The 21,941-nt window shown below is 37.5% G+C and carries 25 protein-coding genes, 1 tRNA gene and 1 pseudogene; 7 read left to right on the top strand and 20 right to left on the bottom strand.

The window, feature by feature from the left end:
* Positions 1-131 precede the first annotated feature (131 nt).
* Entirely contained in the window at positions 132-1,598 is a 1,467-nt protein-coding gene (locus tag WH214_RS11560) for a sensor domain-containing diguanylate cyclase (protein ID WP_339420942.1), read from the top strand.
* A gap of 42 nt (positions 1,599-1,640) precedes the next feature.
* Here WH214_RS11560 and WH214_RS11555 read toward each other — a convergent pair whose 3' ends face one another.
* Positions 1,641-1,820, bottom strand: coding sequence for a hypothetical protein (locus WH214_RS11555; protein ID WP_004693646.1), 180 nt, complete (start codon positions 1,818-1,820; stop codon positions 1,641-1,643).
* Positions 1,821-2,037: 217 nt separating this feature from the next.
* On the opposite strand from WH214_RS11555, the gene WH214_RS11550 reads away from it, so the two are divergent.
* A complete protein-coding gene (locus WH214_RS11550; protein WP_339420943.1) occupies positions 2,038-3,264 on the top strand; it encodes a pyridoxal phosphate-dependent aminotransferase in 1,227 nt (408 codons plus the stop codon).
* A gap of 102 nt (positions 3,265-3,366) precedes the next feature.
* Here the strand turns inward: WH214_RS11550 and WH214_RS11545 are convergent, their stop codons facing one another.
* Complete coding sequence (locus tag WH214_RS11545) at positions 3,367-4,236, bottom strand: DMT family transporter (RefSeq protein ID WP_339420944.1); 870 nt, start codon at positions 4,234-4,236, stop codon at positions 3,367-3,369.
* A gap of 128 nt (positions 4,237-4,364) precedes the next feature.
* Positions 4,365-4,787, bottom strand: a complete 423-nt coding sequence (locus WH214_RS11540) for a GFA family protein (protein ID WP_004693653.1) — start codon at positions 4,785-4,787, stop codon at positions 4,365-4,367.
* 341 nt (positions 4,788-5,128) lie between these two features.
* On the opposite strand from WH214_RS11540, the gene WH214_RS11535 reads away from it, so the two are divergent.
* Positions 5,129-5,563, top strand: a complete 435-nt coding sequence (locus WH214_RS11535; RefSeq protein ID WP_339420946.1) for a PaaI family thioesterase — start codon at positions 5,129-5,131, stop codon at positions 5,561-5,563.
* Between the two features lie 69 nt (positions 5,564-5,632).
* Here WH214_RS11535 and WH214_RS11530 read toward each other — a convergent pair whose 3' ends face one another.
* Entirely contained in the window at positions 5,633-6,091 is a 459-nt protein-coding gene (locus WH214_RS11530; protein ID WP_339420948.1) for a hypothetical protein, read from the bottom strand.
* Between the two features lie 251 nt (positions 6,092-6,342).
* Between WH214_RS11530 and WH214_RS11525 the strand changes: the two genes are divergently transcribed.
* Positions 6,343-6,418 (top strand) — tRNA-Asn (locus WH214_RS11525).
* Between the two features lie 814 nt (positions 6,419-7,232).
* On the opposite strand, the gene WH214_RS11520 is transcribed toward WH214_RS11525, so the two are convergent.
* The 9 genes and pseudogenes from WH214_RS11520 to lepA all read right to left on the bottom strand — a co-directional run bounded on the left by WH214_RS11520 (position 7,233) and on the right by lepA (position 14,364).
* Complete coding sequence (locus WH214_RS11520) at positions 7,233-7,886, bottom strand: tRNA-(ms[2]io[6]A)-hydroxylase (RefSeq protein ID WP_339420950.1); 654 nt, start codon at positions 7,884-7,886, stop codon at positions 7,233-7,235.
* Between the two features lie 24 nt (positions 7,887-7,910).
* Positions 7,911-8,636 (bottom strand): annotated as a pseudogene (gene pdxJ / locus WH214_RS11515) (pyridoxine 5'-phosphate synthase).
* A gap of 13 nt (positions 8,637-8,649) precedes the next feature.
* Positions 8,650-9,360, bottom strand: coding sequence for a DNA repair protein RecO (gene recO / locus WH214_RS11510; RefSeq protein WP_004980401.1), 711 nt, complete (start codon positions 9,358-9,360; stop codon positions 8,650-8,652).
* Positions 9,361-9,370: 10 nt separating this feature from the next.
* Positions 9,371-9,568 carry an NF038104 family lipoprotein gene (locus WH214_RS11505; RefSeq protein WP_004693662.1) on the bottom strand — a complete coding sequence of 66 codons (198 nt, stop codon included), beginning with the start codon at positions 9,566-9,568 and terminating at the stop codon, positions 9,371-9,373.
* A gap of 35 nt (positions 9,569-9,603) precedes the next feature.
* On the bottom strand, positions 9,604-10,632 hold the full coding sequence (gene era / locus WH214_RS11500) for a GTPase Era (protein WP_004693663.1): 1,029 nt from the start codon (positions 10,630-10,632) through the stop codon (positions 9,604-9,606).
* A 6-nt stretch (positions 10,633-10,638) separates the two neighbouring features.
* Positions 10,639-11,331, bottom strand: coding sequence for a ribonuclease III (rnc, locus tag WH214_RS11495; protein WP_176537507.1), 693 nt, complete (start codon positions 11,329-11,331; stop codon positions 10,639-10,641).
* Positions 11,303-11,677 (bottom strand): DUF4845 domain-containing protein, encoded by a 375-nt coding sequence (locus WH214_RS11490; RefSeq protein ID WP_238893983.1) that lies wholly within the window; start codon positions 11,675-11,677, stop codon positions 11,303-11,305. Before WH214_RS11490 ends, rnc begins: the two co-directional genes overlap by 29 nt.
* A gap of 21 nt (positions 11,678-11,698) precedes the next feature.
* Positions 11,699-12,526 carry a signal peptidase I gene (gene lepB, locus WH214_RS11485; protein WP_151837137.1) on the bottom strand — a complete coding sequence of 276 codons (828 nt, stop codon included), beginning with the start codon at positions 12,524-12,526 and terminating at the stop codon, positions 11,699-11,701.
* Between the two features lie 20 nt (positions 12,527-12,546).
* Entirely contained in the window at positions 12,547-14,364 is a 1,818-nt protein-coding gene (lepA, locus tag WH214_RS11480) for a translation elongation factor 4 (protein ID WP_004693672.1), read from the bottom strand.
* A 278-nt stretch (positions 14,365-14,642) separates the two neighbouring features.
* Between lepA and WH214_RS11475 the strand changes: the two genes are divergently transcribed.
* On the top strand, positions 14,643-14,912 hold the full coding sequence (locus tag WH214_RS11475; protein ID WP_336955078.1) for a phage protein NinX family protein: 270 nt from the start codon (positions 14,643-14,645) through the stop codon (positions 14,910-14,912).
* Positions 14,913-14,989: 77 nt separating this feature from the next.
* Here WH214_RS11475 and WH214_RS11470 read toward each other — a convergent pair whose 3' ends face one another.
* Positions 14,990-15,169, bottom strand: coding sequence for a hypothetical protein (locus WH214_RS11470; RefSeq protein ID WP_119062839.1), 180 nt, complete (start codon positions 15,167-15,169; stop codon positions 14,990-14,992).
* 379 nt (positions 15,170-15,548) lie between these two features.
* Between WH214_RS11470 and WH214_RS11465 the strand changes: the two genes are divergently transcribed.
* Entirely contained in the window at positions 15,549-16,019 is a 471-nt protein-coding gene (locus WH214_RS11465; protein WP_339420960.1) for a hypothetical protein, read from the top strand.
* A 115-nt stretch (positions 16,020-16,134) separates the two neighbouring features.
* Here the strand turns inward: WH214_RS11465 and WH214_RS11460 are convergent, their stop codons facing one another.
* Positions 16,135-16,320, bottom strand: coding sequence for a hypothetical protein (locus WH214_RS11460; protein WP_339420961.1), 186 nt, complete (start codon positions 16,318-16,320; stop codon positions 16,135-16,137).
* A gap of 487 nt (positions 16,321-16,807) precedes the next feature.
* Here WH214_RS11460 and WH214_RS11455 point away from each other — a divergent pair, with 487 nt between their 5' ends.
* Positions 16,808-17,128: a GrlR family regulatory protein gene (locus WH214_RS11455; protein WP_339420962.1), complete on the top strand. Its 321-nt coding sequence runs from the start codon at positions 16,808-16,810 to the stop codon at positions 17,126-17,128.
* An 805-nt stretch (positions 17,129-17,933) separates the two neighbouring features.
* Here WH214_RS11455 and WH214_RS11450 read toward each other — a convergent pair.
* The 5 genes from WH214_RS11450 to WH214_RS11430 all read right to left on the bottom strand — a co-directional run bounded on the left by WH214_RS11450 (position 17,934) and on the right by WH214_RS11430 (position 21,925).
* On the bottom strand, positions 17,934-18,131 hold the full coding sequence (locus tag WH214_RS11450; protein WP_004693376.1) for a hypothetical protein: 198 nt from the start codon (positions 18,129-18,131) through the stop codon (positions 17,934-17,936).
* 44 nt (positions 18,132-18,175) lie between these two features.
* On the bottom strand, positions 18,176-18,403 hold the full coding sequence (locus tag WH214_RS11445; protein WP_004693379.1) for a hypothetical protein: 228 nt from the start codon (positions 18,401-18,403) through the stop codon (positions 18,176-18,178).
* A gap of 106 nt (positions 18,404-18,509) precedes the next feature.
* Entirely contained in the window at positions 18,510-18,725 is a 216-nt protein-coding gene (locus WH214_RS11440; RefSeq protein WP_004693381.1) for a cold-shock protein, read from the bottom strand.
* A gap of 709 nt (positions 18,726-19,434) precedes the next feature.
* Positions 19,435-20,844 carry a DUF1254 domain-containing protein gene (locus WH214_RS11435; protein ID WP_339420964.1) on the bottom strand — a complete coding sequence of 470 codons (1,410 nt, stop codon included), beginning with the start codon at positions 20,842-20,844 and terminating at the stop codon, positions 19,435-19,437.
* Between the two features lie 61 nt (positions 20,845-20,905).
* On the bottom strand, positions 20,906-21,925 hold the full coding sequence (locus WH214_RS11430) for a DUF1214 domain-containing protein (RefSeq protein ID WP_339420966.1): 1,020 nt from the start codon (positions 21,923-21,925) through the stop codon (positions 20,906-20,908).
* Positions 21,926-21,941 lie beyond the last annotated feature (16 nt).

The raw sequence follows: 21,941 nt of genomic DNA, 5'->3' as shown, positions 1-21,941 counted from the left end.
ATATGCATTTTTTGACTAAATCCCCCATAAACTCACATAAATTTTAAAAATAACTTTTTTTATCACATTATTTTAAAAAGTTTTTTTAGCGCTTATACTGCTTGAAATTCCAACATAAAAACGAGATATAAATGCAATTATTGGACTCTCCTATTTTTGAATTATCTCCCATTGCCATGTGGTTAGAAGACTTTAGCGAAGTACAAAAACAATTCGATCTTTGGCGGAGTGAAGGTGTTGAAGATATTGCGTCGTTTCTGTTGGAAGACAAATCACGTATTTTAAGTTGTGCGCATAAAATTAAAGTCCTGCATGTCAACCCGCAAACCTTAAAACAATTTGAAGCCCAAAGTTTTGAAGACTTAACCGCAAACCTTGCGCAAATTTTTAAAGCAGATATGTCAAGCACTCATTTAAATGAGCTGGTCGCACTTTGGAATGGTGAGACCTTATTTGAAAATACTGCTGTAAACTATACGCTTACAGGTCATCGCCTTGACATTCGCCTGCGAGGGACAGTGCTCCCTGGTCATGAACACGATCTTTCATTGGTTTTGATCACCACGGAAGACATCACGCCTTATGCCAATGCACAACGTTTAGAAGAAAAAAGTCGTTTAATTGCTGAAGCACGTTTTCAATACTCGCCTACTTCGCTTTGGGTTGAGGACTTTAGCCGAGTCAAAGCTCGATTAGATCATTTACGTCGTTTGGGGATCAGTGACTTTAAAACTTTCCTTGATGTCCACAATGACTTTATTAATGAATGCCTTAGAGACATCATGGTTACCGATGTCAACCAAGCCACACTCGATTTGTTTGCTGCGCGTGACAAAGACCATTTACTTAAAAATTTGCATAAAGTCTTTCAGAACGAAACCCAACAGACCTTTCGACATCAGCTGCTCGAACTGTGGGATGGCAATATTCAACATAACTGCGAAGCAGTCAACTACGCGCTCGATGGAAGTATTCGCCATGTGCTGTTACATTTTGCCGTGTTTCCAGGCTTCGAAGACGATTGGGGTATGGTTCAACTGGCGCTCACCGATATTACTGCACGCAAAAAAGCCGAAAATTATCTTGAGTACTTAGGCAAACATGATGTCTTAACCAAACTTTATAACCGCTCTTTCTATAGCACAGAAATCAACCGACTTGAACGCAATAACCTGCGCCCTGTGTCTTGTATTTTCCTAGATATGAATGGCTTAAAAGCTATCAATGACAACCTTGGTCATGATCAAGGCGATAGCTTATTACGCCGTATGGGTAATACCTTGAATCAGTTAATTGAAAATACGCAATACTCTGCTTCAAGAATCGGTGGTGATGAATTCGTGGTGCTATTACCTGCCGCCGATGAAGCCGCATTGAACCACTGTATTGAAAGTTTGCATGAACTTTTAATGGTGGATAATCAATTTAATAATCATCAACCGATTAGTGTGTCAGTTGGCACTGCGACCAGCCATCCAAATGAGCGGGTTGAAGATATGCTTAAACGTGCCGACACTGCGATGTATGAACACAAAAAAACCTACTATGCAGAAAATGATCGACGGGTTAGCAATTACAACCCAGCGAATGATCAATAAAAAAGCGCCCTAAATAGGGCGCTTTTTTATCTCAATGGCGAATCAACGTTTACCCATTGAACGACGGGTGCCACGTGGTGGCATCCAAGTACGATCTGCATATTGTTCAGGTTTTGGACGAACCTGATTATGTGCAACATCGTCAGCACTTTGTTCTGCATTTGGCATTGGGAATGGGAGATTCACCAAAGGTTTTTTTGAAGTAGGCTGTTGCTTACTCATGACCATCACTCTCATCAAATTGCGCTTATTTTAAAGTTTTTTTCATAAAGATGCGAGAAACTTCCTAATTCTGTACATTTTTGAAATCATTACTTCAAAATTGAATTTTTTTTATGTTTTTTGCAGAAAATCTGTGTTTTTAAACGCCTTGCTTGAGTTTTTTAAGCTAAGATAGTGTGCTTTTTATTTTTTAAACCCTATAAGAAGGAATACTGCCGTGGACGTACGTCTCTCTGATCGTGTGAATGCCATCAAACCGTCCCCAACTCTTGCTGTTACCAACAAAGCTGCTGAATTAAAAGCGGCTGGCAAGAACGTTATTGGCTTGGGCGCAGGTGAACCTGACTTCGACACCCCACAACACATCAAAGATGCAGCAATTGCAGCGATTAACAACGGTTTCACAAAGTACACCGCTGTAGATGGTACGCCTGGCCTTAAAAAAGCGATTATTGCAAAATTCAAGCGTGACAATAACCTTGATTATGCTGCAAACCAAATTTTGGTTTCTTGTGGCGGCAAGCAGTCATTCTTTAACTTAGCATTAGCTTTGTTAAACAAAGGTGATGAAGTGATCATCCCTGCACCATTTTGGGTAAGCTACCCAGATATGGTGATTATCGCTGAAGGTGTTCCTGTTATTGTAAAATGTGGTGAAGAACAACGTTTCAAAATCACACCTGCTCAACTTGAAGCAGCGATCACAGACAAAACTCGTTTAGTGGTTTTAAACAGTCCATCAAACCCGACAGGTATGATCTACACCAAAGCTGAATTAGAAGCTTTGGCTGACGTTCTTCGTAAATACCCAGAAGTTTATATCGCTTCTGACGACATGTACGAACCAATCCGTTGGGATGACGAATTCTATAACATCGCAACTGTTGCACCAGACCTTTATGACCGCACAATCGTGTTAAACGGTGTGTCTAAAGCGTATGCAATGACTGGCTGGCGTATTGGCTATGCAGCGGGCCCTGTTAAGCTGATTGGCGCAATGAAAAAAATCCAATCCCAATCAACTTCAAACCCAACTTCAATTTCCCAAGTTGCTGCTGAAGCTGCGTTGAATGGTCCTCAAGACGTTCTTGAGCCAATGATTGAAGCATTCAAACGCCGTCATGACTTAGTTGTTAGCGGTTTGAACGACATCAACGGTATTTCTTGCTTACCTGCTGATGGTGCATTCTATGCATATGCAAACATCCGTCCATTAATTCGTGCGAAAGGCTTAAAATCTTGCACAGAATTCTCTGAATGGTTATTGGAAGAAACTGGCGTTGCCGTAGTTCCTGGTGATGCATTCGGCTTAGGCGGTTTCATGCGTATTTCTTATGCAACTGCTGATGAAGTACTTGTAGATGCGCTTGCACGTATCAAGAAAGCGGCTGATTCAATCGAAGGCGTAGATGCTGCGATTGCTTCAATTGCTGCTGAAAAATAATTTAACCCTTTAAAGTTAGATTAGAGAAACCCGCGAACTTCGCGGGTTTTTTATTTTTAAACAAAATCTGAAAAATTTGCTCTTAAGCCTGTTTAAATAATTTTAGAGCCGTGTAGTACCAGCAGAATCTATTGTATCTACGTCTTTATTGCTAGATGACGCCGAGATCACCAAGGCAATGCCTGCCAGAATAATCGTCGCAGAAATAATGATTCGAAAGCTCAACGTTTCACCAATAAACAATGCCCCACCCAGAATCGCCAAACAAGGCACGGACAATTGCACACTACTGGCCGTGACCCGGTCAATTTTTTTCACTATGGCATACCAAAGTACATATGCCCCACTCGATGCTAAACCACCAGATAAGAGTGCCAACAGCATACCTTTTGGGTTAATAAAACTCTGTGTGTAAAACAACAAATAGACCAAGACAACAAAAGGAATCGCCACTACAAAATTTGCCAAGCTACTGGCCAGTGGATTATGCATCTTTTTACCTGCGATGCTATACATCGCCCAACCTATGCCTGAAAGCACCATCAATGCAGCATAACCCAAAGGAGGTGCCGAAGCCCCTGGCAGCAATAAAATCAAAAGACCTAAAATAGCAATCGACAGCCCCAACCTGCGTCGCAAATTGATTTTTTCACCATGACACAGGCCATAACTGACCATACTTAACTGCACTGTCCCAAACAGTAGTAATGCACCTACACCCGCATCGATATGCAAATAGGCCAGTGAAAAAGCCACAATATATAAGGCAAGAAAAAATCCGTTTTTTATACTCCACTCTATTTTGGCCTTATGAGTAGAGAGCATATACAGTAGAAATAACACCATTGCACCGCTACAGACCCGAAGTAAGCTAAAACTCATCGGGTCAATCTGCTGCTCAGCCAACGCTAAACGACATAGCACTGAATTGGCTGCAAAGGCCAACATCGCAATGGAAATTTTAAGCAGCATGTTTGAGCATCCTTATTCAACAGCCTGCTTTAGATATATCGAATATATCTTATTAAATCTAGAGAGTTTTGCTCATGCAATTTATCAGCAATATCAATGTGCAACTCAGATGATTCAACCTGAATACCTTATTTTTTAGCATCATCTGGTGAAAATAAAGCAATCACATCAGCTTCCGTGAGCTGCTCGGTAGAATACTTGAATTGGTAAAAATCAGGCTTATTATCAATATAAATTTCTGTTGTAAGCTTTAAATCTTTTGGCTGTTCTTCCATCGCAAATACATTGATATTGCAATAACTGCCGTCCTGTGTTCGCCAAAAAAGCGACGTGCCACATTCGCTACAAAAACCACGCTCCCCCCAATCCGACGACTTAAATAATTTTAAATATTCTTGATTGTCAAACTTTAAACTACTGGGTTCGACATCAATACTCATGAGCACCCCGCTCGACTGCTGGCGGCACATCGAACAATGACAAGCATGGACATCATGATTTTTGAGTGCGGCTTGGAACTTGGTTTTACCGCATAAACAGGACACGTTCATTGTGAGTTCCTTCTTCATGTGAAGACTGTGTAAAATTACTAAAACTTTGTTTATCTTATATATAAATAAAAAACAAAAGAGTGTATAAATTTTGTGCGCCACATCAAAACAATAATCACGTCTAGGCTGCTCCGTTCTATCAACACTCAACTCATCAAAATGAATACGCTTACACCATTTGCGCACAATATGTTCACAGCATGAGCTCCATCCGTGATTACGATTTCGTTGATTTTGTACTGATCAATCCAAAGCTATATATTGACGAAAAGACTGAATTTTGTTTAATTGGTTAACAAGTTCCAAAAAGGAACTCATAGATAAATATAGGAATGAACAAGATGAATCCCAAAGAAATGACAGGACTACAACTCTTAGAAGCCATGTGTACAGGAAAAATTCCACCTGCAAGTATCAGTGAAACCATTCCCATGCAGCCTTTTGAAGTTTCTGAAGGGAAAATTAGCTTTAAAGCAAAAGCAGATCATCGCCATTTAAACCCGCTTGGTGGCGTGCATGGTGGCTTTGCAGCAACAGTACTCGACTCAGTGACGGGTTGTGCCGTACATACTATGCTTGAAGCTGGTGTTGGCTATGGCACCATTGATCTGAATATTAAAATGTGCCGACCGATTCCAAGAGACAAAGAACTACTTGCCATCGGCAGCGTGATCAACATCAGTAAGAACTTAGGCATTTCTGAAGGTAAAATTGTAGATGAAGACGGTAAACTCTACGCCCGTGCCACAGCCACCTGTATGATTATTCGTCCCTAAAAACGAAAGGCACTGATAAATTTCAGTGCCTTTTTTACGCCAAAGCAAACTTTACTTCAGCATGACAGATCAAATTGCGGTTTTAAACGTCTTCAGCGTCTGCAATTTTGAGGCATCAGGACGCTCAACTCCTTTATAAATACAATAGTATTTAAACGCGCTGTCTAAACTTACGTCTAAGCTTTTACCTTCAGCAGCGGACCAGACTTTTGAACGATTATTACCTGATAAAGCACTGCCTGACAACTGATACAAATACAGATCATGTTCTCGCTGCACAGTCTTTTTAAGAGTAGTCGTCGACTGTGTTGAAAGCAACTGACAAGGACTGTTGACCAGCCAACGCTCACTAAACCAAAGTTGTAATAAATCACCCAAATACAAGTCTGTACAACCGACTGGCCAAACATCAATATAGGCAGACTCTACAGGGGTATAGTATTGTTCAGGGTTTGAAATAATAAAGAGATACTGATCTTGATAATCAGCTAGGTTTGCAAAAATATCGGAAATGGTAAGCGTATTCATTCGCTTTCTCCTGTTTAGCCATTTTAGTGCTGGCAAGTTGGTTATAAATCCACACTGTTTAAGTTTTCACTTAAACGCTCTGTTGTTGAAATCAGACTATCAACGACTTTTCAACATTGCAAGCACTTCAATACGATTTTTTTGAAAATGATTTTTTTTGTTCAAATAAAAAGCATCCAATATAAAAATGACAGCAACATGACATTTTAGACTTGACCCACTATGAAATGTCCTTATAATCGCATGCAGATTCTCCAATAGCTCAGTCGGTAGAGCGACGGACTGTTAATCCGCAGGTCCCTGGTTCGAGCCCAGGTTGGAGAGCCAAATTCAAAAAGCCCACTATATGTTGTGGGCTTTCTTCTTTTCTACGTCTTAAAAGTTTCGCTGCTTAAGATGTAAATCTTCCAGCTAAACCCAACAGAAAGCCAGAACTAAAGCATTCTCGAAAAATAACTTATCTTAGAAACACTAAAAAATGATTCACAAGAAAAATCATGAGCATATTTAAAATACATATGGATGTTCGTTCAGATCACTTCCCGATCACAGCAATTGAAATGAAAAAATGAGAGGAGCAAATTTTTGGTGAATTTTTAGCCCAACATCTTGCTAAACAACTCAATCAACAACAACTCGAAATCTCTACAATTCACAATGAAGATTGAGGATACTTACTTAGTTTTAGTCATCCCATTTTATTAGATGTAATCGTTATGAGAAAAATGACAACTTATTTTTAATTTTTATTCACCCATCACAACCAATCATTAAAAAATATTTTTTTAAGAAAATAGATCTTTCAACCCAATTAAGTCATGTCTCTGAGACTTTGTGAAATACTCTTTCTGATGCAACAATTTTTCATGACGTGCAATGGTGGAACATTGAAGATATAAAAAAGTACAATAAATCATCGTCAAAATTCTAAGCACACCTACTCAAATAACTCATTCCACTGACTCATATTTCGCGATTTTATTGAAAGAAATTACAGCTCTCAATACATCATATCTACCCTTCTTTAATAAAAAAGCCCAATCGATAAAGATTGGGCTTTTTAAAATTAGTCAGGACCATCTACACTGAAAATCTGCAACGTCGAACAGTCTATAAACTGTAGCATTCACCCACTTTATTCCTAAGCCGCTTCCACAGGCACACCACTATGGAAACGGAACACATCATCAGGTGTACTAATTAGCTCTTTTTCGACATTACGGATATGATCAATACGGGCTTGAATATCTTCTTTCGGATTTTTCAATTTCCCCGTTTGCGCAACCTCTAAAGCCAAAGCCAAGTAGTCTTCATAATGGCGTGATTCAGACTTTAGCAAGTAGCGATAGTAACGACCTAATTCTTCATCCACCAAAGGTGCTAACGCGTAGAAACGCTCACATGAACGTGCTTCTACAAAAGCACCAATGATTAAAATATCAATTAAAGCCTCGGGCTCATAAGTCCGCACTTCTTTACGTAAACCACCCGCATAGCGCCCAGCACTCAGATTGCTCCACTCTAGCCCGCGCTTTTTCATAAATTCAAGCACTTGCTCATAATGCAGCATTTCTTCACGAACCAGTTGTGCAAGCTTGACTTGCAAATCGGTAAAAAAACTATAGCGAAACATCAGGTTCATCGCTGTACCTGCAGCTTTCTTCTCACAATTCGCGTGGTCTTGCATCAGCACATCAAGATTATTCAGTGCTTCAGTCAACCAAGCTTTAGGTGTTTCACAACCCAAGAAGTCCATGACGGGCTTCATGAGTTCATCATAATTGATATTCGACATATTCAAATCTTAAAAACTTTAAAATTAACGTGCAGCTTTGATCACTGCTTTCATTTCGCGTACAGCTTGTTCCAAGCCCACAAAAATAGCATCGGCAATTAGTGAGTGTCCGATGTTTAATTCGTGGATCTGTGGAATTTGTGCAATTGGGGTCACATTTTCAAGGTTGAGCCCATGCCCAGCATTCACCACTAAACCTTTTGATGCTGCATACTCAGCACCTTTTACAATACGTTCAAGCTCATGTTGCTGAGCTTCAGGTGTTTCTGCATCAGCATAAGCGCCTGTATGAATTTCAATGGTTGGTGCACCACAAGCAACTGCTGCATCAATTTGTGCAAAGTCAGCATCAATAAACAAGGACACATCACAGCCAATCTCAGACAAGGCTTGAGTCGCCGCTTTGACATCGTCAAAATGTCCAACCACATCTAAACCACCTTCAGTCGTCACTTATTGGCGCTTTTCAGGAACAAAACATACATGGTGCGGTTTAATTTCTTTGGCAAATGCAATCATTTCATCTGTAACTGCAAGTTCCAAATTCATACGTGTTTTAAGCGCTGGCCGCATACGACGTACATCATCGTCCTGAATATGACGACGGTCTTCACGTAAATGCAAGGTAATCCCTTCCGCCCCTGCTTGCTCACAGATCAGTGCTGCATTGACTGGATCTGGATAAGACGTTCCACGCGCTTGTCGTAAAGTTGCCACGTGGTCAATATTTACACCAAGTAATGCAGCCATATTCATTTCCTAATTACGATTGAGTTTGAGTGTTCTGAATCCACAACTGACGACTTTTTAACGGGCGATCGCCCAACAATGAACTGATCATTTGTCGATACAACTTGGTCAGCAATTGTAACTGTTCCAAACCAAAATCCCTACCCTTTTCATATTGGCACATGCTTAAAATTTGCTGTCCATTTAAGGTCGCTCGCGAAGCTTGTGCAGTAGGAATAAAGCCTTCATTCAGCTGGAATATATAGTTGAGTGATGCTTGAATTTCTAGTTGATTGGCATCGGTCGAAAAATCTAAGGCATAACCTAAATCTTCCAGCAGTTCATGCTCAAACTGTCTTAGAATTTGTTTTAAAAACTGATTAGGATCGGCTTGCTGCGCCAGTTGTTGTAATTGCGTTAGCGTATGCGCATATTGAGCAAAACTTTGCTCCATTTGTACTTCGAGAGGACACAGCCTGAGTAGGATCTCATTGAGATAAAAACCTGAAAAAAAAGCATCCCCGAAGAAAAAAATCGGCTGATTGACAATTTCAAGTTTTGTAAAATTTTTGAGCTCAGATTTGCCCGAAGCTTGTAAACAAATCGGCTGATATTGTGGCGGCGGAGTTTGTCTTAAAATACCATCAACTCGCCCATGCTCTTGGGTAAATAAATGCACAATATGACTACGTTCACGGTATTTTCTATGGTGAATTAAATAACCATGCAGTACTTCATTGCGCATGAGAAATTAACTAATCTTTTTTATCTTTATCATTCTGTTCACTGTCTTCATCATCCCCATCTGGGATAACAGCACCAACCACAGCTGCGGTTCCTTTCACCACGCCTTTTGTGGTTTTATACGCAATCTTTACAGGAACGGTGACGATCTTGTGTATACAACCTTGCAAAAACAACATACAAGCCATTACTGCGAACACTTTGACCATAACACCATCCCTATAAAAATTTGTTTTCTTAAAACTTAGATATCGCTATAACCTAAGCTTTTCAATGCACGTTCATCATCAGACCAGCCGCCTTTCACTTTAACCCAAAGTGTCAACATGATCTTTTGTTCAAACATTTTTTCCATATCGATACGGGCATCCATACCAATTTTCTTAAGCTTAGCGCCTTTTTCACCAATCACAATCGCTTTTTGGCCTGGGCGGTCTACAAAAATCGTTGCATCAATATACGTACACGCTGGTTTTGGACGACCTGTTTTTTCATTCACCGTTGCTTCTTCAGTCTTAAACGACTCAATTTGCACGGTTAAATCATAAGGTAGCTCTTCACCCAACTGACGCATAATCTTTTCACGGATAATTTCTGATGCCAAGAAACGTTCAGAACGATCTGTCAATTGATCCAATGAATACATCGGTGGTTGAAAAGGTAAATATTTTTCAATGGTATCGCGCAGATGGTCTAAGTTTGCACCACGTAGTGCAGAAACAGGAACAATCTCAGCAAAATTCATTAATTTTGCACGCTCTTGAATCAAGGGTAATGCATGGTTTTTATTTTCAAGTGTATCAATTTTATTGATCACTAGAATCACTGGCATCTCTGCATTTTTGAGTTTTTCCAAAACGAGCTCATCGTTTTGAGTCCACTTGTCTGCATCCAGAACAAACAATACCAAGTTGACATCACGCAATGCAGAAGACGCAGCACGGTTCATCATTTTGTTGATGGCGCGTACTTCTTTTTTATGCATCCCTGGTGTATCAACAAAGACCGCTTGAGATTTTGCACGTGAATCAATTCCCACAATTTTATGACGTGTGGTTTGTGGTTTACGTGAAGTAATCGATAATTTTTGACCCAATAAATGGTTCATCAACGTAGACTTGCCTACGTTTGGACGACCTACAATTGCCACAAAGCCGCTACGAAAATCCGTTGGGATTTCTGTGCCTTGTTCGCTAAAAAACTGGCTAATTAAATCATTACTGTCGCTTTGCGACTCGTGATCAGCATCGATGTGATCGGAAGAATTTGACATGGCAGATTACTGCTCCAAAAGTTTTAAAATATCCGCCGCAGCAGCTTGTTCAGCAAAACGGCGACTGGTGCCCTCACCACTTACAACGGACAATCCATCCACTTTACATTCCACTTTGAAATGCTGATTGGGTGCATCACCTTGAATATCAACCACATCATAAACTGGGAGAGCTTTTTTTCGTGCTTGAAGATATTCTTGTAAACGAGATTTAGGATCTTTGAGTTGATCGGTTGGCTCGATATGGTCTAAATATGGCTCGTACCATTTTAACACAATCGGCTCTAACACCATTAAATCACTACAATCCACATAGATTGCACCAATAATCGATTCAACCGTATCCGCAAGGATGGACTCGCGATGATGTCCACCTGATTTTAACTCGCCTGTACTTAAAATGAGTGACTGGCTCAGTTTTAAATCATTTGCAATTTTACCTAAAGCTTCCTGACGAACCAAGGTTGCACGCATACGCGTCAAACGGCCTTCGTTCTCAGCTGGATAAGCTTTATAGAGATAATTTGCAATAATCATCCCTAACAAAGAATCGCCTAGAAACTCTAGGCGCTCATAGTTGTATTTGTGGCTCACCGATCGGTGGGTCAGTGCAAGCTGAAGTAATTCAGGTTGTTTAAACTGATAACCGATACGGCTCGCTAAGCGGGCTTCACTTAGCTTGGACTGAGCTTTGATCAAAACTTTTCTCGAACTTTAATACTAAATCTATATTCAGCAAGAAGGGTTTTCTTACCTCATACTCCTTTTTCACCTGCAACCCTTCGGTATTGGTGACTTGCATAATTTCTTTAATCTTCACATCACGAATACTATTCATTTCCAGACGTTTTGAAAGTTGCTTTTCAAACTCAGCAGGCTGAATGTTTTTCGGGCTGCTTTGAAATACTTCCTCAATTTGGCTATTGATCATCCGATCATCAAAATAAGGAGCCCAAACTGCAATTGCCACTTTCGCCATAAATGCAAACCCCATGATTGCAAATAAAATGGCGATATAAGATGCCCCTTGTTGATTCTTGCGCATTTTTTATTTTCCGAATCTATATTAGTCAATGCTACCGTTACGGTTAAATGACGGCAACTTAAAGCCAGGTTCTTTATGCATCCAAATATAAAATGCACGACCTGTTAGGTTCTGTTCAGGAACCATTCCCCAGAAACGACTGTCAGCACTTTGATCGCGATTATCCCCCATCGCAAAGTACTCACCTTCTTTTACTTTCACTTCCCAATATAAACCATTTTCAGCAGAGTATTTACCATTTTCTACAAAGTTAATATACGGTGCTTGGCGTGCCACATTAACACCTTCTAACTCACGCATAGTAAAGGTATGCTTGCCAATGGTTTCTTTATGATATATCGAAGTAGGCGTATCTAAACTGTCTTTTTCACGGCTAAATTCTACAGGCACTTTAGCAATTTTTTGACCATTAATGGTTAATTGGCCATGATCAAAAACAATGTGATCGCCAGGAATACCAACCACACGTTTGATATAGCTGATCGTCGGTTGCGGTGGATAACGGAAGACAATCACATCGCCACGCTCAGGCTCACCTACATCAATCACTTTTTTATTCACAATCGGCAGGCGCACACCATAGTCAAACTTGTTGACCAAGATGAAGTCACCAGTTTCTAAAGTCGGCACCATCGAGTCCGAAGGAATATTAAAAGGTTCATAAAAGAATGAACGTAGACATAGGACAATCGCAAGGACTGGCCAGAAATCATAAGCCCACGTAATGACAAAATTTTCATTTCCCTTGCCTTTCGTCGCTCGTTGTTTAAATACAAACTTATCGAGCAACCACACCAAAAAGAAAATCAGTGTGACAGGAACAAGTATCAAATTAAAATCAAAATCCATGGGCTTATATTCCTACCTTTTTATCTTTCTACTTTCAACACAGCCAAGAACGCTTCTTGTGGGATTTCTACACTTCCCACTTGTTTCATGCGTTTTTTACCTTCTTTTTGCTTCGATAGCAGTTTCTTCTTACGAGAAACGTCACCACCATAACATTTTGCCAATACGTTTTTACGCATTGCCTTTACGGTTGAACGAGCAATAATTTGTGCGCCAATGGCCGCTTGAATTGCCACATCAAACATTTGACGTGGAATCAAATCTTTCATTTTTTCAACCAATGCAATACCTCGGTGACGGGCATCTTGACGGTGACAAATCATTGCCAAGGCATCGACTTTATCGCCATTGATTAGAACATCGACTTTTACCAATGATGAACTTTCAAAGCGTACAAAGTTATAATCGAGCGATGCAAAACCACGTGAACATGACTTCAATTTATCAAAGAAGTCCATCACCACTTCCGCCATTGGAATTTCAAAGGTAATTGAAACTTGGTTCGCCATAAACTTCATGTCTTTTTGAACACCACGGCGTTCCACACATAAAGTCATGACATTACCTAAATACTCTTGCGGTACAAGGATATGACACTCAGCAATCGGCTCACGTAAGTCTTCGACCGTTGAACCATCTGGCATTTTAGATGGGCTATCGATATAAATCGTTTCACCATTCTTCATCACCGCTTCATAAATCACTGTCGGTGCAGATGAAATTAGGTCTAAATCATACTCACGCTCTAAACGCTCTTGTACGATTTCCATGTGTAGCATGCCTAAGAAGCCACAACGGAAACCAAAACCTAAAGCATCTGAGCTTTCAGGTTCAAAGAATAACGCCGAGTCATTGATCTGAAGTTTATGCAAAGCTTCACGGAACGGTTCAAATTCACTTGAATCAATTGGGAACAAACCTGCATAAACCTGCGGCTTCACTTTTTTAAAGCCTGGTAAGGTTTTGACTTCTGGTGTGTTGGCAAGGGTAATCGTATCACCCACTGGCGCACCAAAAATGTCTTTAATCCCTGCAATTACGAAACCAACTTCACCCGCTTCAAGGATGTCTGTTTCTGTATGTTTAGGATTAAAAATACCCACAGAAGTAATAATGTGTGTTTGGCCTGTTGATTTCATCAACATCTTGTCGCCCTTACGCACACGACCTTCTTTCACGCGCACCAAAGAAACAACGCCTAAGTAGTTATCAAACCAAGAGTCGATAATTAAAGCTTGTAATGGCGCATTACGATCACCAGTAGGTGCAGGAATGACATTGACTAGGGTTTCTAAAACGCTATCAATCCCAAGACCTGTTTTTGCCGAACAGGTTGGTGCTTCAGTCGCCTCAATACCAATAATGTCTTCAATTTCTTGAATCACACGTTCAGGTTCAGCCTGTGGTAAATCAATTTTATTCAGTACGGGAAGAACCTCAAGACCTTGCTCAATTGCGGTATAGCAGTTCGCAACCGACTGTGCTTCCACGCCTTGCGCCGCATCTACAACCAACAATGCACCTTCACAAGCTGCCAATGAACGTGACACTTCATATGAAAAGTCGACGTGCCCTGGTGTATCAATAAAGTTCAATTGATACTCTTGACCATTTGGATGAGTGTAATACAAAGTAACCGACGCAGCTTTAATGGTAATACCACGCTCACGTTCAAGTTCCATGGAGTCAAGTACTTGTGCTTGCATTTCACGATCTTGCAAACCACCACAGGTTTGAATAAAGCGGTCAGCGAGCGTTGACTTCCCGTGGTCAATGTGAGCAATAATGCTAAAGTTTCGTATATTATTGATATCTACAGACTTTTTTACAACTGCCATAAACTACTCTAAAAATATGTACACAATCATGTACTCAACTGTAAAAGTACAAACGACGTGCAAAAAGAATGTTGCTAAAAACTTCGCACAGTATAAGCAGATAAGTGTTAAAAATATATATTGTGATTGAGAAAAACTATCTTACAGAACAAACTGAATACAACTCTGACCAAAAGCTATAGCTTTGCCCTTATCCACACGTCCGCATGCAATTTTCGTTTTGATTTTACTTATATGTCATCGTAATTTTTGTGGTTGATAAATGGAACTCATTAAATATGAATGTATCAGATCTAACACCAAGTCAATTACCGTACGCTCTCGCTCAAGCAATGAAAGTTAAATCAACACCAGTCATTGATTGGGAGTTATGTGGAAAGCTAATCGAAAATGAAAAAATTAGCTTGGTGCGTTCGTACTCAAGGTGGACTGCTTTTTATGTTGGCCCACGTGCAGACAGTCGAGAAGCGGAACAAGTTGGTGATACTGCAATTGAAGCTGTAGTGAAGTGCTACATTGAGAAGAAATTGGGAGCTGATTTCAATTGACATTTTGATCATTTGAAAAAGCCATTAAGAAGTAATGGCTAGATAGCTCATGTAATAATACTTTTATTAAGATCTATTTACTTATTTAACGACATTACTTCTTCTTTGAACTCTTCATGGTCTATCTGACCTGTCAAGTAGCGTTGATAAAGAACCTCGTGCTTATAGGAAATCTCCAAATTATATTTTTTATTCATTTCTTTTTGTGTATTAACTACTTGTAAACGCTTGTTCCACTCTTCCCCAGAAAAGTTCATGATCTAGAATTCTCCCTCATTTTTTCAAATGCTTGTGTTCAAAAAGACTTTTCATAGAATATTTATTTTATTCAAGATGCATTGATTTTCAAGAGAAATTTTAAGATGATTAATGTCTTTAGTTGGACTACTATTTAAGCATTAGTTATAAAAATTAGAAAGGATAAGTCTAAGTGCTCAAATGTCTAAGAAACTGGAAATTGAAATCTAATGTCTTACATCAAAGTAAGTCTTAAATTAGATATTAGTTATCACTTGTTTAACGCATATTCTTGGTGTTCGTGATTCAATAAATAGCTTATCTTAGTAAACTTGAATTTTTATAGCATTTTAGTGATAAAATTAAGGGAAGCCCACACTATCATGTAAAGAGCAAAAAATGTGGTTATTCTTTTCTATCCTGTTGATTATAGCAATTACTTTTTTTGTTATGGTTAACTCGAATGAAAATTTCAAATTGTCTGGCAAATTCAAACATTTAAAAATAAATAAATTTCAACATAAAATTCATAATGGTGCATTTTATCAAGGGTCTTTCATCGAAATCATTGGCCCTAAATTAGACAGTTCTGTAGAAAAGGTAGTAACTGCATTTTTAGTTAGAGACTTCAATAATAAAGACCAAAAATGTGCGGTAATGGTTTTAGTTAATGATTTAAAATTAGGATACCTTTCTGATGAAGATGCGATTAAATTTACGAGACTATTAAAGTTAAATAATTTGACTGAGGAATCAGGTATTAATGTCCAAGCCTTGATATATGGCGATTGGGGTACAGATGATATTGATGGGAATTTTCAGATCAATCTAAACATTTCTAAGGATCTGTCTGATTCTGATATTATATAATTTTTTTAAAATATAATTGAAAAACAACATATTAATTATAAACTAAATTCCAAAATAAAAAATTAAAGGAGTTTCCCCCTTTAATTACAATCAAAATCTTAAGTCAGCAGATGTATTATTTATTTTTTTGATCTTGCTGTTGTTCTTTATTATCATTGGGTTGTTTCTGGTTTGACCCATTTTTACCCTGATCTTGATCGCCTTGTTGATGTTTCTGGGTTTGGTTTCCCTGATCACTATCAGGCTGTTTTGGTGCTTGCTGACCCTGATTCGAGCCAGGTTGGTTAGTAGTATTTGACATAACTATAATCCTTATTTGTCATTAGTATTAATGACAGATACATCATGTACCTATAATACCAATTAAGATACTTCCATAATGTATCAAAACATATTTAAACACCAAATAAAGTTAAATATTTATATTTAATATAGTCTTATAAAACACATATAATTATTTCTTTTATGTACCATTAGCCAATTACAAAAAAACATACTAATAAATAAAAATAACTGTTATCAATTGAGATCAATATTTTATTAAATTCGAGAAATTCCATGAAAATATTAACATTAATAGGTATTGGCTTGGTAGCTCACTACTGCTATAAAACCATGAAATCTAAAAAAAATATTAAAAACTCCGATGTCAATTTACCTGAAAGTGAAAAAAAACTTCAGGAATAAGTAGCAATATCGATTATTACTAATATTGCATAATTAAGATATTAGTTAATAAATCACTATATTTGTACCAATTAATCAAACCCCAACATCTTGAGAATATTATGAATAATGGTATTTATTTTCTCACATTTGAAAGCCAAAATAAGGATTTTGGCACTGGACTATTAATATTGAACGATCCAGTAGTTTACGGAGGTGATTCTTTTTATTCTTATCAGGGTGTAATTGAATCCGATAGAGTTATTATAAACCTTTTCAAACATACTTCTACAGCACATTCATTTTTTGGAGATTATGATAAAATTAAACTAAATTTAGTCTCTCACTCAGCATCGGGAGGATATCTACTAACAGGAAATGTTGAGAATTTACAAACAGTCCCATTAGTAGTCAAGGCTAAATTCATTGGACAAGTACCATAGTTTTTAAATGATTACGCATGCAATTTGAAATCGTAAAGCTTATACAAAATAGCCCTCACTTGAAGGGCTTTTACATTACTACAGTACGGCAGACACTTATTTCTTAAAGTATGAGCGACATCCTTTAATGAACGCTTCATTTATATTTATTTTAGGATCATCTTTCTTGTCATCGCATTGATCCTCATTCTTCAGGTTGTTATCACGTGCGTATTGATAGCCGTAATACTCTTCTGTGCCTTCCTTAAAGCCACCAAGTTTGTCTGGTCTCATTTGGTATTGGAAAAAATGAATGCAGCAATGCCAATGACTGCGAGTACTGCGTTGACGATCCTAAACTGTTTTGAAATCATTTTTATTCTTAGTTGGGTTATTATTTGAGCAATGATCATAAAGAATAAAAAGGGATAAGTCTATGTGCGCAAACTTCTAAAAATTGGAAAGTAAAATATAATAACAAACATGTGTATGAGTTATGAAGAGGCAACAAAAAAACCATGACAGAGGGAGGGATATGTCATGGTTTCAGTATTCTATAGATAATTGAAAATAATAGATTTTTAAGGGCTACAAATTTCAAATATGGACTTTATAATTTTTACATGCAGCAAAAAAATAATTCTAAAAACAATAAAAAAATTTAAAATAGTCAAAATAGTATCAACAACATCATTGTGTATGATACTAGTTAAAATAATAGATGCAAATAAAATAAAAACTAACACATATGATTTTAAAATAAAAAAAACAGGTTTAATACATTTTAAATCAAATAAAAAATTCAAATTTTCTTTATATATAGACATTAAATTAACTTAAAAATCTTACTACTTTCAAGGCTCTGAAAAAACATTTCAAAACTAGGGCGAATATCCTCACCTTCAAAAGTAATATATTTTAAATTTGAGTGATCTTGTAGGTCTACAATAGACTTATCAACTGTTGCTAGAATATTATATTCAGTACCAAATTGATCTTTTACGGTGACTTCTTTTTTTAACATAGATGGATCCTTAATTTAAATTATTTAGAAATTATATAACTTGATTAAATTACTTTATAATTTAACTTAAACATCTGATTTAAAGACGTATAAAAAGTTCTTCCATCTAGGTTCAAATCAACTTCTTTACCTGATTGAAGAAGTATTCGCTTACCCACTTCTATAGTTTTTAACCCATTACGAGTATTTTGTATTTTATTTAAAGGGATGAGCGACACTATAATTTCTGTACCATTTTTTGATTTTGCAATTAAATCGTTTATTTTTAACAACTTGTATCCTATTCCTGAAGGTTTTCTCGATTTGAAAAAACTTTAAAACTAACTTTCAATTTATAAAAAGCACTGTTTAGTGCTTTTTATTACTGTCAATTATTGCTTAGATAGCAACAATATTTACAGCATTTGGTCCTTTTTGACCTTGAGCTACACTAAACTCAACCATTTGGCCTTCAAACAGTGTTTTGAAACCTGAATTAGCAATTTCGCTAAAATGGGCAAAAACATCTGGACCTGATTCTTGCTGGATAAAACCGAAACCTTTAGTTTCGTTGAACCATTTTACAGTACCTTTAACAACATTTGAGTTTGACATAATAAATCCTACTGATTTTTTAATAATTGTGAGTCATTTGATTGACTGTTTATAACTTTGAAAATAATAAATTTTGAGACTTAAAATCTGAAAAAAACGAAGGATTATGACTAAAACTGCGATACTTAAAGAAGATTTACTGAAACAAGACTTTTTTCTAGTTAAGTTAACTATACACTAAAAATTAATTTAATCAAGTTTTCTTATATATATATTTATTTGCCTTATATTTTTTGATTTTTACAATAAAATTAAACCTTTATTGTAAATACAGTAAGATGTTGTTACTCTGAAGCTCAGTAATATTGATAAGTAATGAATGCGATTTTATAACTCTGTAATAACAATTCTAGTTTTTTTAGTTTCGGGAATGATGATTTTTTCCCATATACAAAGCTCCTACCACCCTGCAAACTTTATTACTGCATATATTGATAAGTAATTAAATTCAAAATCAATCAGACACTCAAACACTTTTAGTAGTATCAATAAATTAATTTAGAACTCTTATTTCGCTCACGATAAAACTTATAAAAAAGCCCTCACTTAAAGGGCTTTTTTCAACAATTGAATTCACCGCCACATGTGTTGCTATTGTTTGATGAATCATGGGAGTTTGATGCGGGATTACTTTAGTTAGGAAGGTAGTTGGTTACGGGAAATGTTATTTTCAAATAAAAAGAGGCCAATATGACCCCTTTATATACGCTTATTTCAAAGTTTTGATTAGTTTAGGCTCTTTCCATGTGCCATCAAGCACCGCCTTTTCAGGCCAGTAAATACGCATAATCGATGCAAATGGCCCCGCAGGGGCAGGAAGCCAGTTGGCTTTTTTATCTGCAGATGGTGCTTCATTCTGTAAATACAATGTGATTGAGCCATCTTTATTTTTGACTAATTTATCTGTCATTGATGAGTTAATAAGGTAGCGGTTTAGCTCATTGTCATAAAGTAAACTGTCTGGCATGGTGTACATAGTTAATGACCAGAATGATTTTGCTGGCGGTAACTGACCCGCTGGGAATGTTAATTGATATTTGTTTTTTCCATCTAATGGCTGACCTTTTGAGTCAACAAAGTACGTTGGATAAATTGCTTCTTCAGCGCTGTTACCATAAATACCAAAAACAGCCCCCATCATACGATCCAGATAGCGGCCGTTAATATCTTTACGAGTCCCAAATCCATCGGATGATTTGATTAGACCTTTATCCAAAAAATTAACTTTACGATCCTGTAGTGCAGTCCATGCTTTTTCAATCCCTTTTGGGATCGCTGCTTGAACAACAGGATCAAGTTTATCGTATTCGAAAGTTTTACCTGGAACTACGCCAATTTGTTTAAATGAGTCAATCAGCTTTTTCTCATCAGGATGAACATTGGCATATTTCAAAGTAAAGTTCATGATATTAAAAAATTCAGGTGAGTTTTTTTGTTTCTCTAGTGATAATGGTTTAATAAAGTTAATTTTAGGGGCGTCTTTAGGTACTGTGGTGGTTGCTAAAAACGTTGAAAGTGGCGTGATTTTATAACCCGCTTGAATTTTTTTTACGTTATCAATATCTTGATCTGAAAATAATTGTGTTCGATACAATAAAAAGGCTAAATCTGTTTCAGAATGAATGACAGCTTTAATGCCTGCTGGTTTTTTACCTTTCCAGTCTGGACCAACCAAGAGGAAATTACCCGCTTCGTTTCCGGTTGCTCGACTACCAATATACGCAAAATTATGGGTATACATATCAATCAGTTGGATTGAGTAATATCGATTCGCATCTATTTTTGGAACTGTGATCACCACAGGTTCTGTGCGTAAATCTGCACCTACAAAAGAATATGGCGTATCAGAATTTGGGGTTTGAATTGCCGTATCTTTAGGTGTAAAGACGCGCGCAACATTATGCACTTGATTCCAATCGCCTTTGTATTCAGGGCTTTGTTTGTCTATAAAATATGAATACTGCACACGGTAACTGTCTACCATTGGATAACCAAAAATATAAGCTTCTTTCACTAAATTTTCGGCTTGCTGTTGTGTCAGTTTTGCTAACGTTACAGGACTAAGGCCTAAACTACATCCCAGCAACGCAATCATTAAAATTTTATTTTTCATCATCATATTATTTAATTCCTATATAAATGCAGAAAAAAGGAAGTCTGAGACCTCCTTTTTGATTTGATTATTTAGGTTGCGCTACTGGGAATTTCCATGTGCCATTCAGAATAGATTCTTGAGGTTGATACAGGCGAACCATGTAGTTCCACCCTTCAGAGGTTGGTATACAGTTAACTGTAGATTTTGTACAACCGCCGAACTGGATTTTGTAACTGCCATCTTTCTCAGTTTTAGCTGTAATGTTATTTAGCGTATAACTATTCAAATCATTTTTTTGGAAAAATCCTTCTTTATCATAAACACTGATTGACCAGAACCCATTGACTGGGACATCTTTTGGCACAGTCATAATATAAACAGTTTTTCCATCATTTTTAGTTGGATAAACATTCAGGTAAGTTGCATCACGTTGTGGATTCCCCCCCCATGCTGAAGCAGAACCGATTAAGTGACGAACAGGCTGTACTTCCTCTTTTGTACCAAACATAAAATTAGTATCTGGCAAAGTTTTATTCAGTGTTAAGAGAGCATCACGCACTGTTTTTTGGCTAGCGTGATCCCACTCTGGCAGTTCAATTTTTCCAGGACCTCCTGGCTGTGAAACCTTAATTTTATCCTGTATTTTTTGTGCTTCTTTTAAATCTTTTTCAGACATTGGATTAACAAAAGTACGAATTGCAACGGTCACATAGCGTGTACCTACATTTTCCTCAGACAGTGTGTAACTACCAGCTTTATAGTTGACCATTGGTGTGTAGTGATCTTGGTTGATCACCTGCATAGATATAAAGCGCTTACCAGCATCTGGCAAGGTAATAGTGACTGGGCCTGCTTTCAAGTCAAATATAGCTGAAGAGTAGAGTGTGTCACGATTTAAACGAATAACTGTTTGATCATCAATCAAAGAGGGTGAACGAGTATGATCAAAGCCCCCAAAGCCATTTGGCTTAGCTGCTAAGGCTTTGATATATAAATCAGTTTCGGCACGCACAAAATTATCAGGAGTGACTTTAATTGTGGATGCATATAATTGAGTTACACATATGGATAATGCGGTAAGTAGTGCGATTTTTGAATATTTCATGTTTATAAGTACTCGG

The organism is Acinetobacter sp. MYb191, assembly GCF_037572605.1.
GTDB lineage: Bacteria > Pseudomonadota > Gammaproteobacteria > Pseudomonadales > Moraxellaceae > Acinetobacter > Acinetobacter johnsonii.
Note: the sequence above shows the minus strand (reverse complement) of the source record. Positions and strands in the feature narration are given on the sequence as shown.

Coding starts and splice junctions, on each gene's coding strand:
- WH214_RS11505 (WP_004693662.1), bottom strand. CDS start 9,568: ATGGTCAAAGTGTTCGCAGTAATGGCTTGTATGTTGTTTTTGCAAGGT.
- WH214_RS11470 (WP_119062839.1), bottom strand. CDS start 15,169: ATGAACTTTTCTGGGGAAGAGTGGAACAAGCGTTTACAAGTAGTTAAT.
- WH214_RS11535 (WP_339420946.1), top strand. CDS start 5,129: ATGAATCCCAAAGAAATGACAGGACTACAACTCTTAGAAGCCATGTGT.
- WH214_RS11555 (WP_004693646.1), bottom strand. CDS start 1,820: ATGAGTAAGCAACAGCCTACTTCAAAAAAACCTTTGGTGAATCTCCCA.
- WH214_RS11530 (WP_339420948.1), bottom strand. CDS start 6,091: ATGAATACGCTTACCATTTCCGATATTTTTGCAAACCTAGCTGATTAT.
- WH214_RS11430 (WP_339420966.1), bottom strand. CDS start 21,925: ATGAAATATTCAAAAATCGCACTACTTACCGCATTATCCATATGTGTA.
- lepA (WP_004693672.1), bottom strand. CDS start 14,364: ATGGCAGTTGTAAAAAAGTCTGTAGATATCAATAATATACGAAACTTT.
- era (WP_004693663.1), bottom strand. CDS start 10,632: ATGTCAAATTCTTCCGATCACATCGATGCTGATCACGAGTCGCAAAGC.
- recO (WP_004980401.1), bottom strand. CDS start 9,360: ATGCGCAATGAAGTACTGCATGGTTATTTAATTCACCATAGAAAATAC.
- WH214_RS11465 (WP_339420960.1), top strand. CDS start 15,549: ATGTGGTTATTCTTTTCTATCCTGTTGATTATAGCAATTACTTTTTTT.
- WH214_RS11460 (WP_339420961.1), bottom strand. CDS start 16,320: ATGTCAAATACTACTAACCAACCTGGCTCGAATCAGGGTCAGCAAGCA.
- WH214_RS11455 (WP_339420962.1), top strand. CDS start 16,808: ATGAATAATGGTATTTATTTTCTCACATTTGAAAGCCAAAATAAGGAT.
- WH214_RS11440 (WP_004693381.1), bottom strand. CDS start 18,725: ATGTCAAACTCAAATGTTGTTAAAGGTACTGTAAAATGGTTCAACGAA.
- WH214_RS11435 (WP_339420964.1), bottom strand. CDS start 20,844: ATGATGATGAAAAATAAAATTTTAATGATTGCGTTGCTGGGATGTAGT.
- lepB (WP_151837137.1), bottom strand. CDS start 12,526: ATGGATTTTGATTTTAATTTGATACTTGTTCCTGTCACACTGATTTTC.
- WH214_RS11540 (WP_004693653.1), bottom strand. CDS start 4,787: ATGAACGTGTCCTGTTTATGCGGTAAAACCAAGTTCCAAGCCGCACTC.
- WH214_RS11520 (WP_339420950.1), bottom strand. CDS start 7,886: ATGTCGAATATCAATTATGATGAACTCATGAAGCCCGTCATGGACTTC.
- WH214_RS11490 (WP_238893983.1), bottom strand. CDS start 11,677: ATGCGCAAGAATCAACAAGGGGCATCTTATATCGCCATTTTATTTGCA.
- WH214_RS11545 (WP_339420944.1), bottom strand. CDS start 4,236: ATGCTGCTTAAAATTTCCATTGCGATGTTGGCCTTTGCAGCCAATTCA.
- WH214_RS11560 (WP_339420942.1), top strand. CDS start 132: ATGCAATTATTGGACTCTCCTATTTTTGAATTATCTCCCATTGCCATG.
- WH214_RS11475 (WP_336955078.1), top strand. CDS start 14,643: ATGAATGTATCAGATCTAACACCAAGTCAATTACCGTACGCTCTCGCT.
- WH214_RS11450 (WP_004693376.1), bottom strand. CDS start 18,131: ATGTTAAAAAAAGAAGTCACCGTAAAAGATCAATTTGGTACTGAATAT.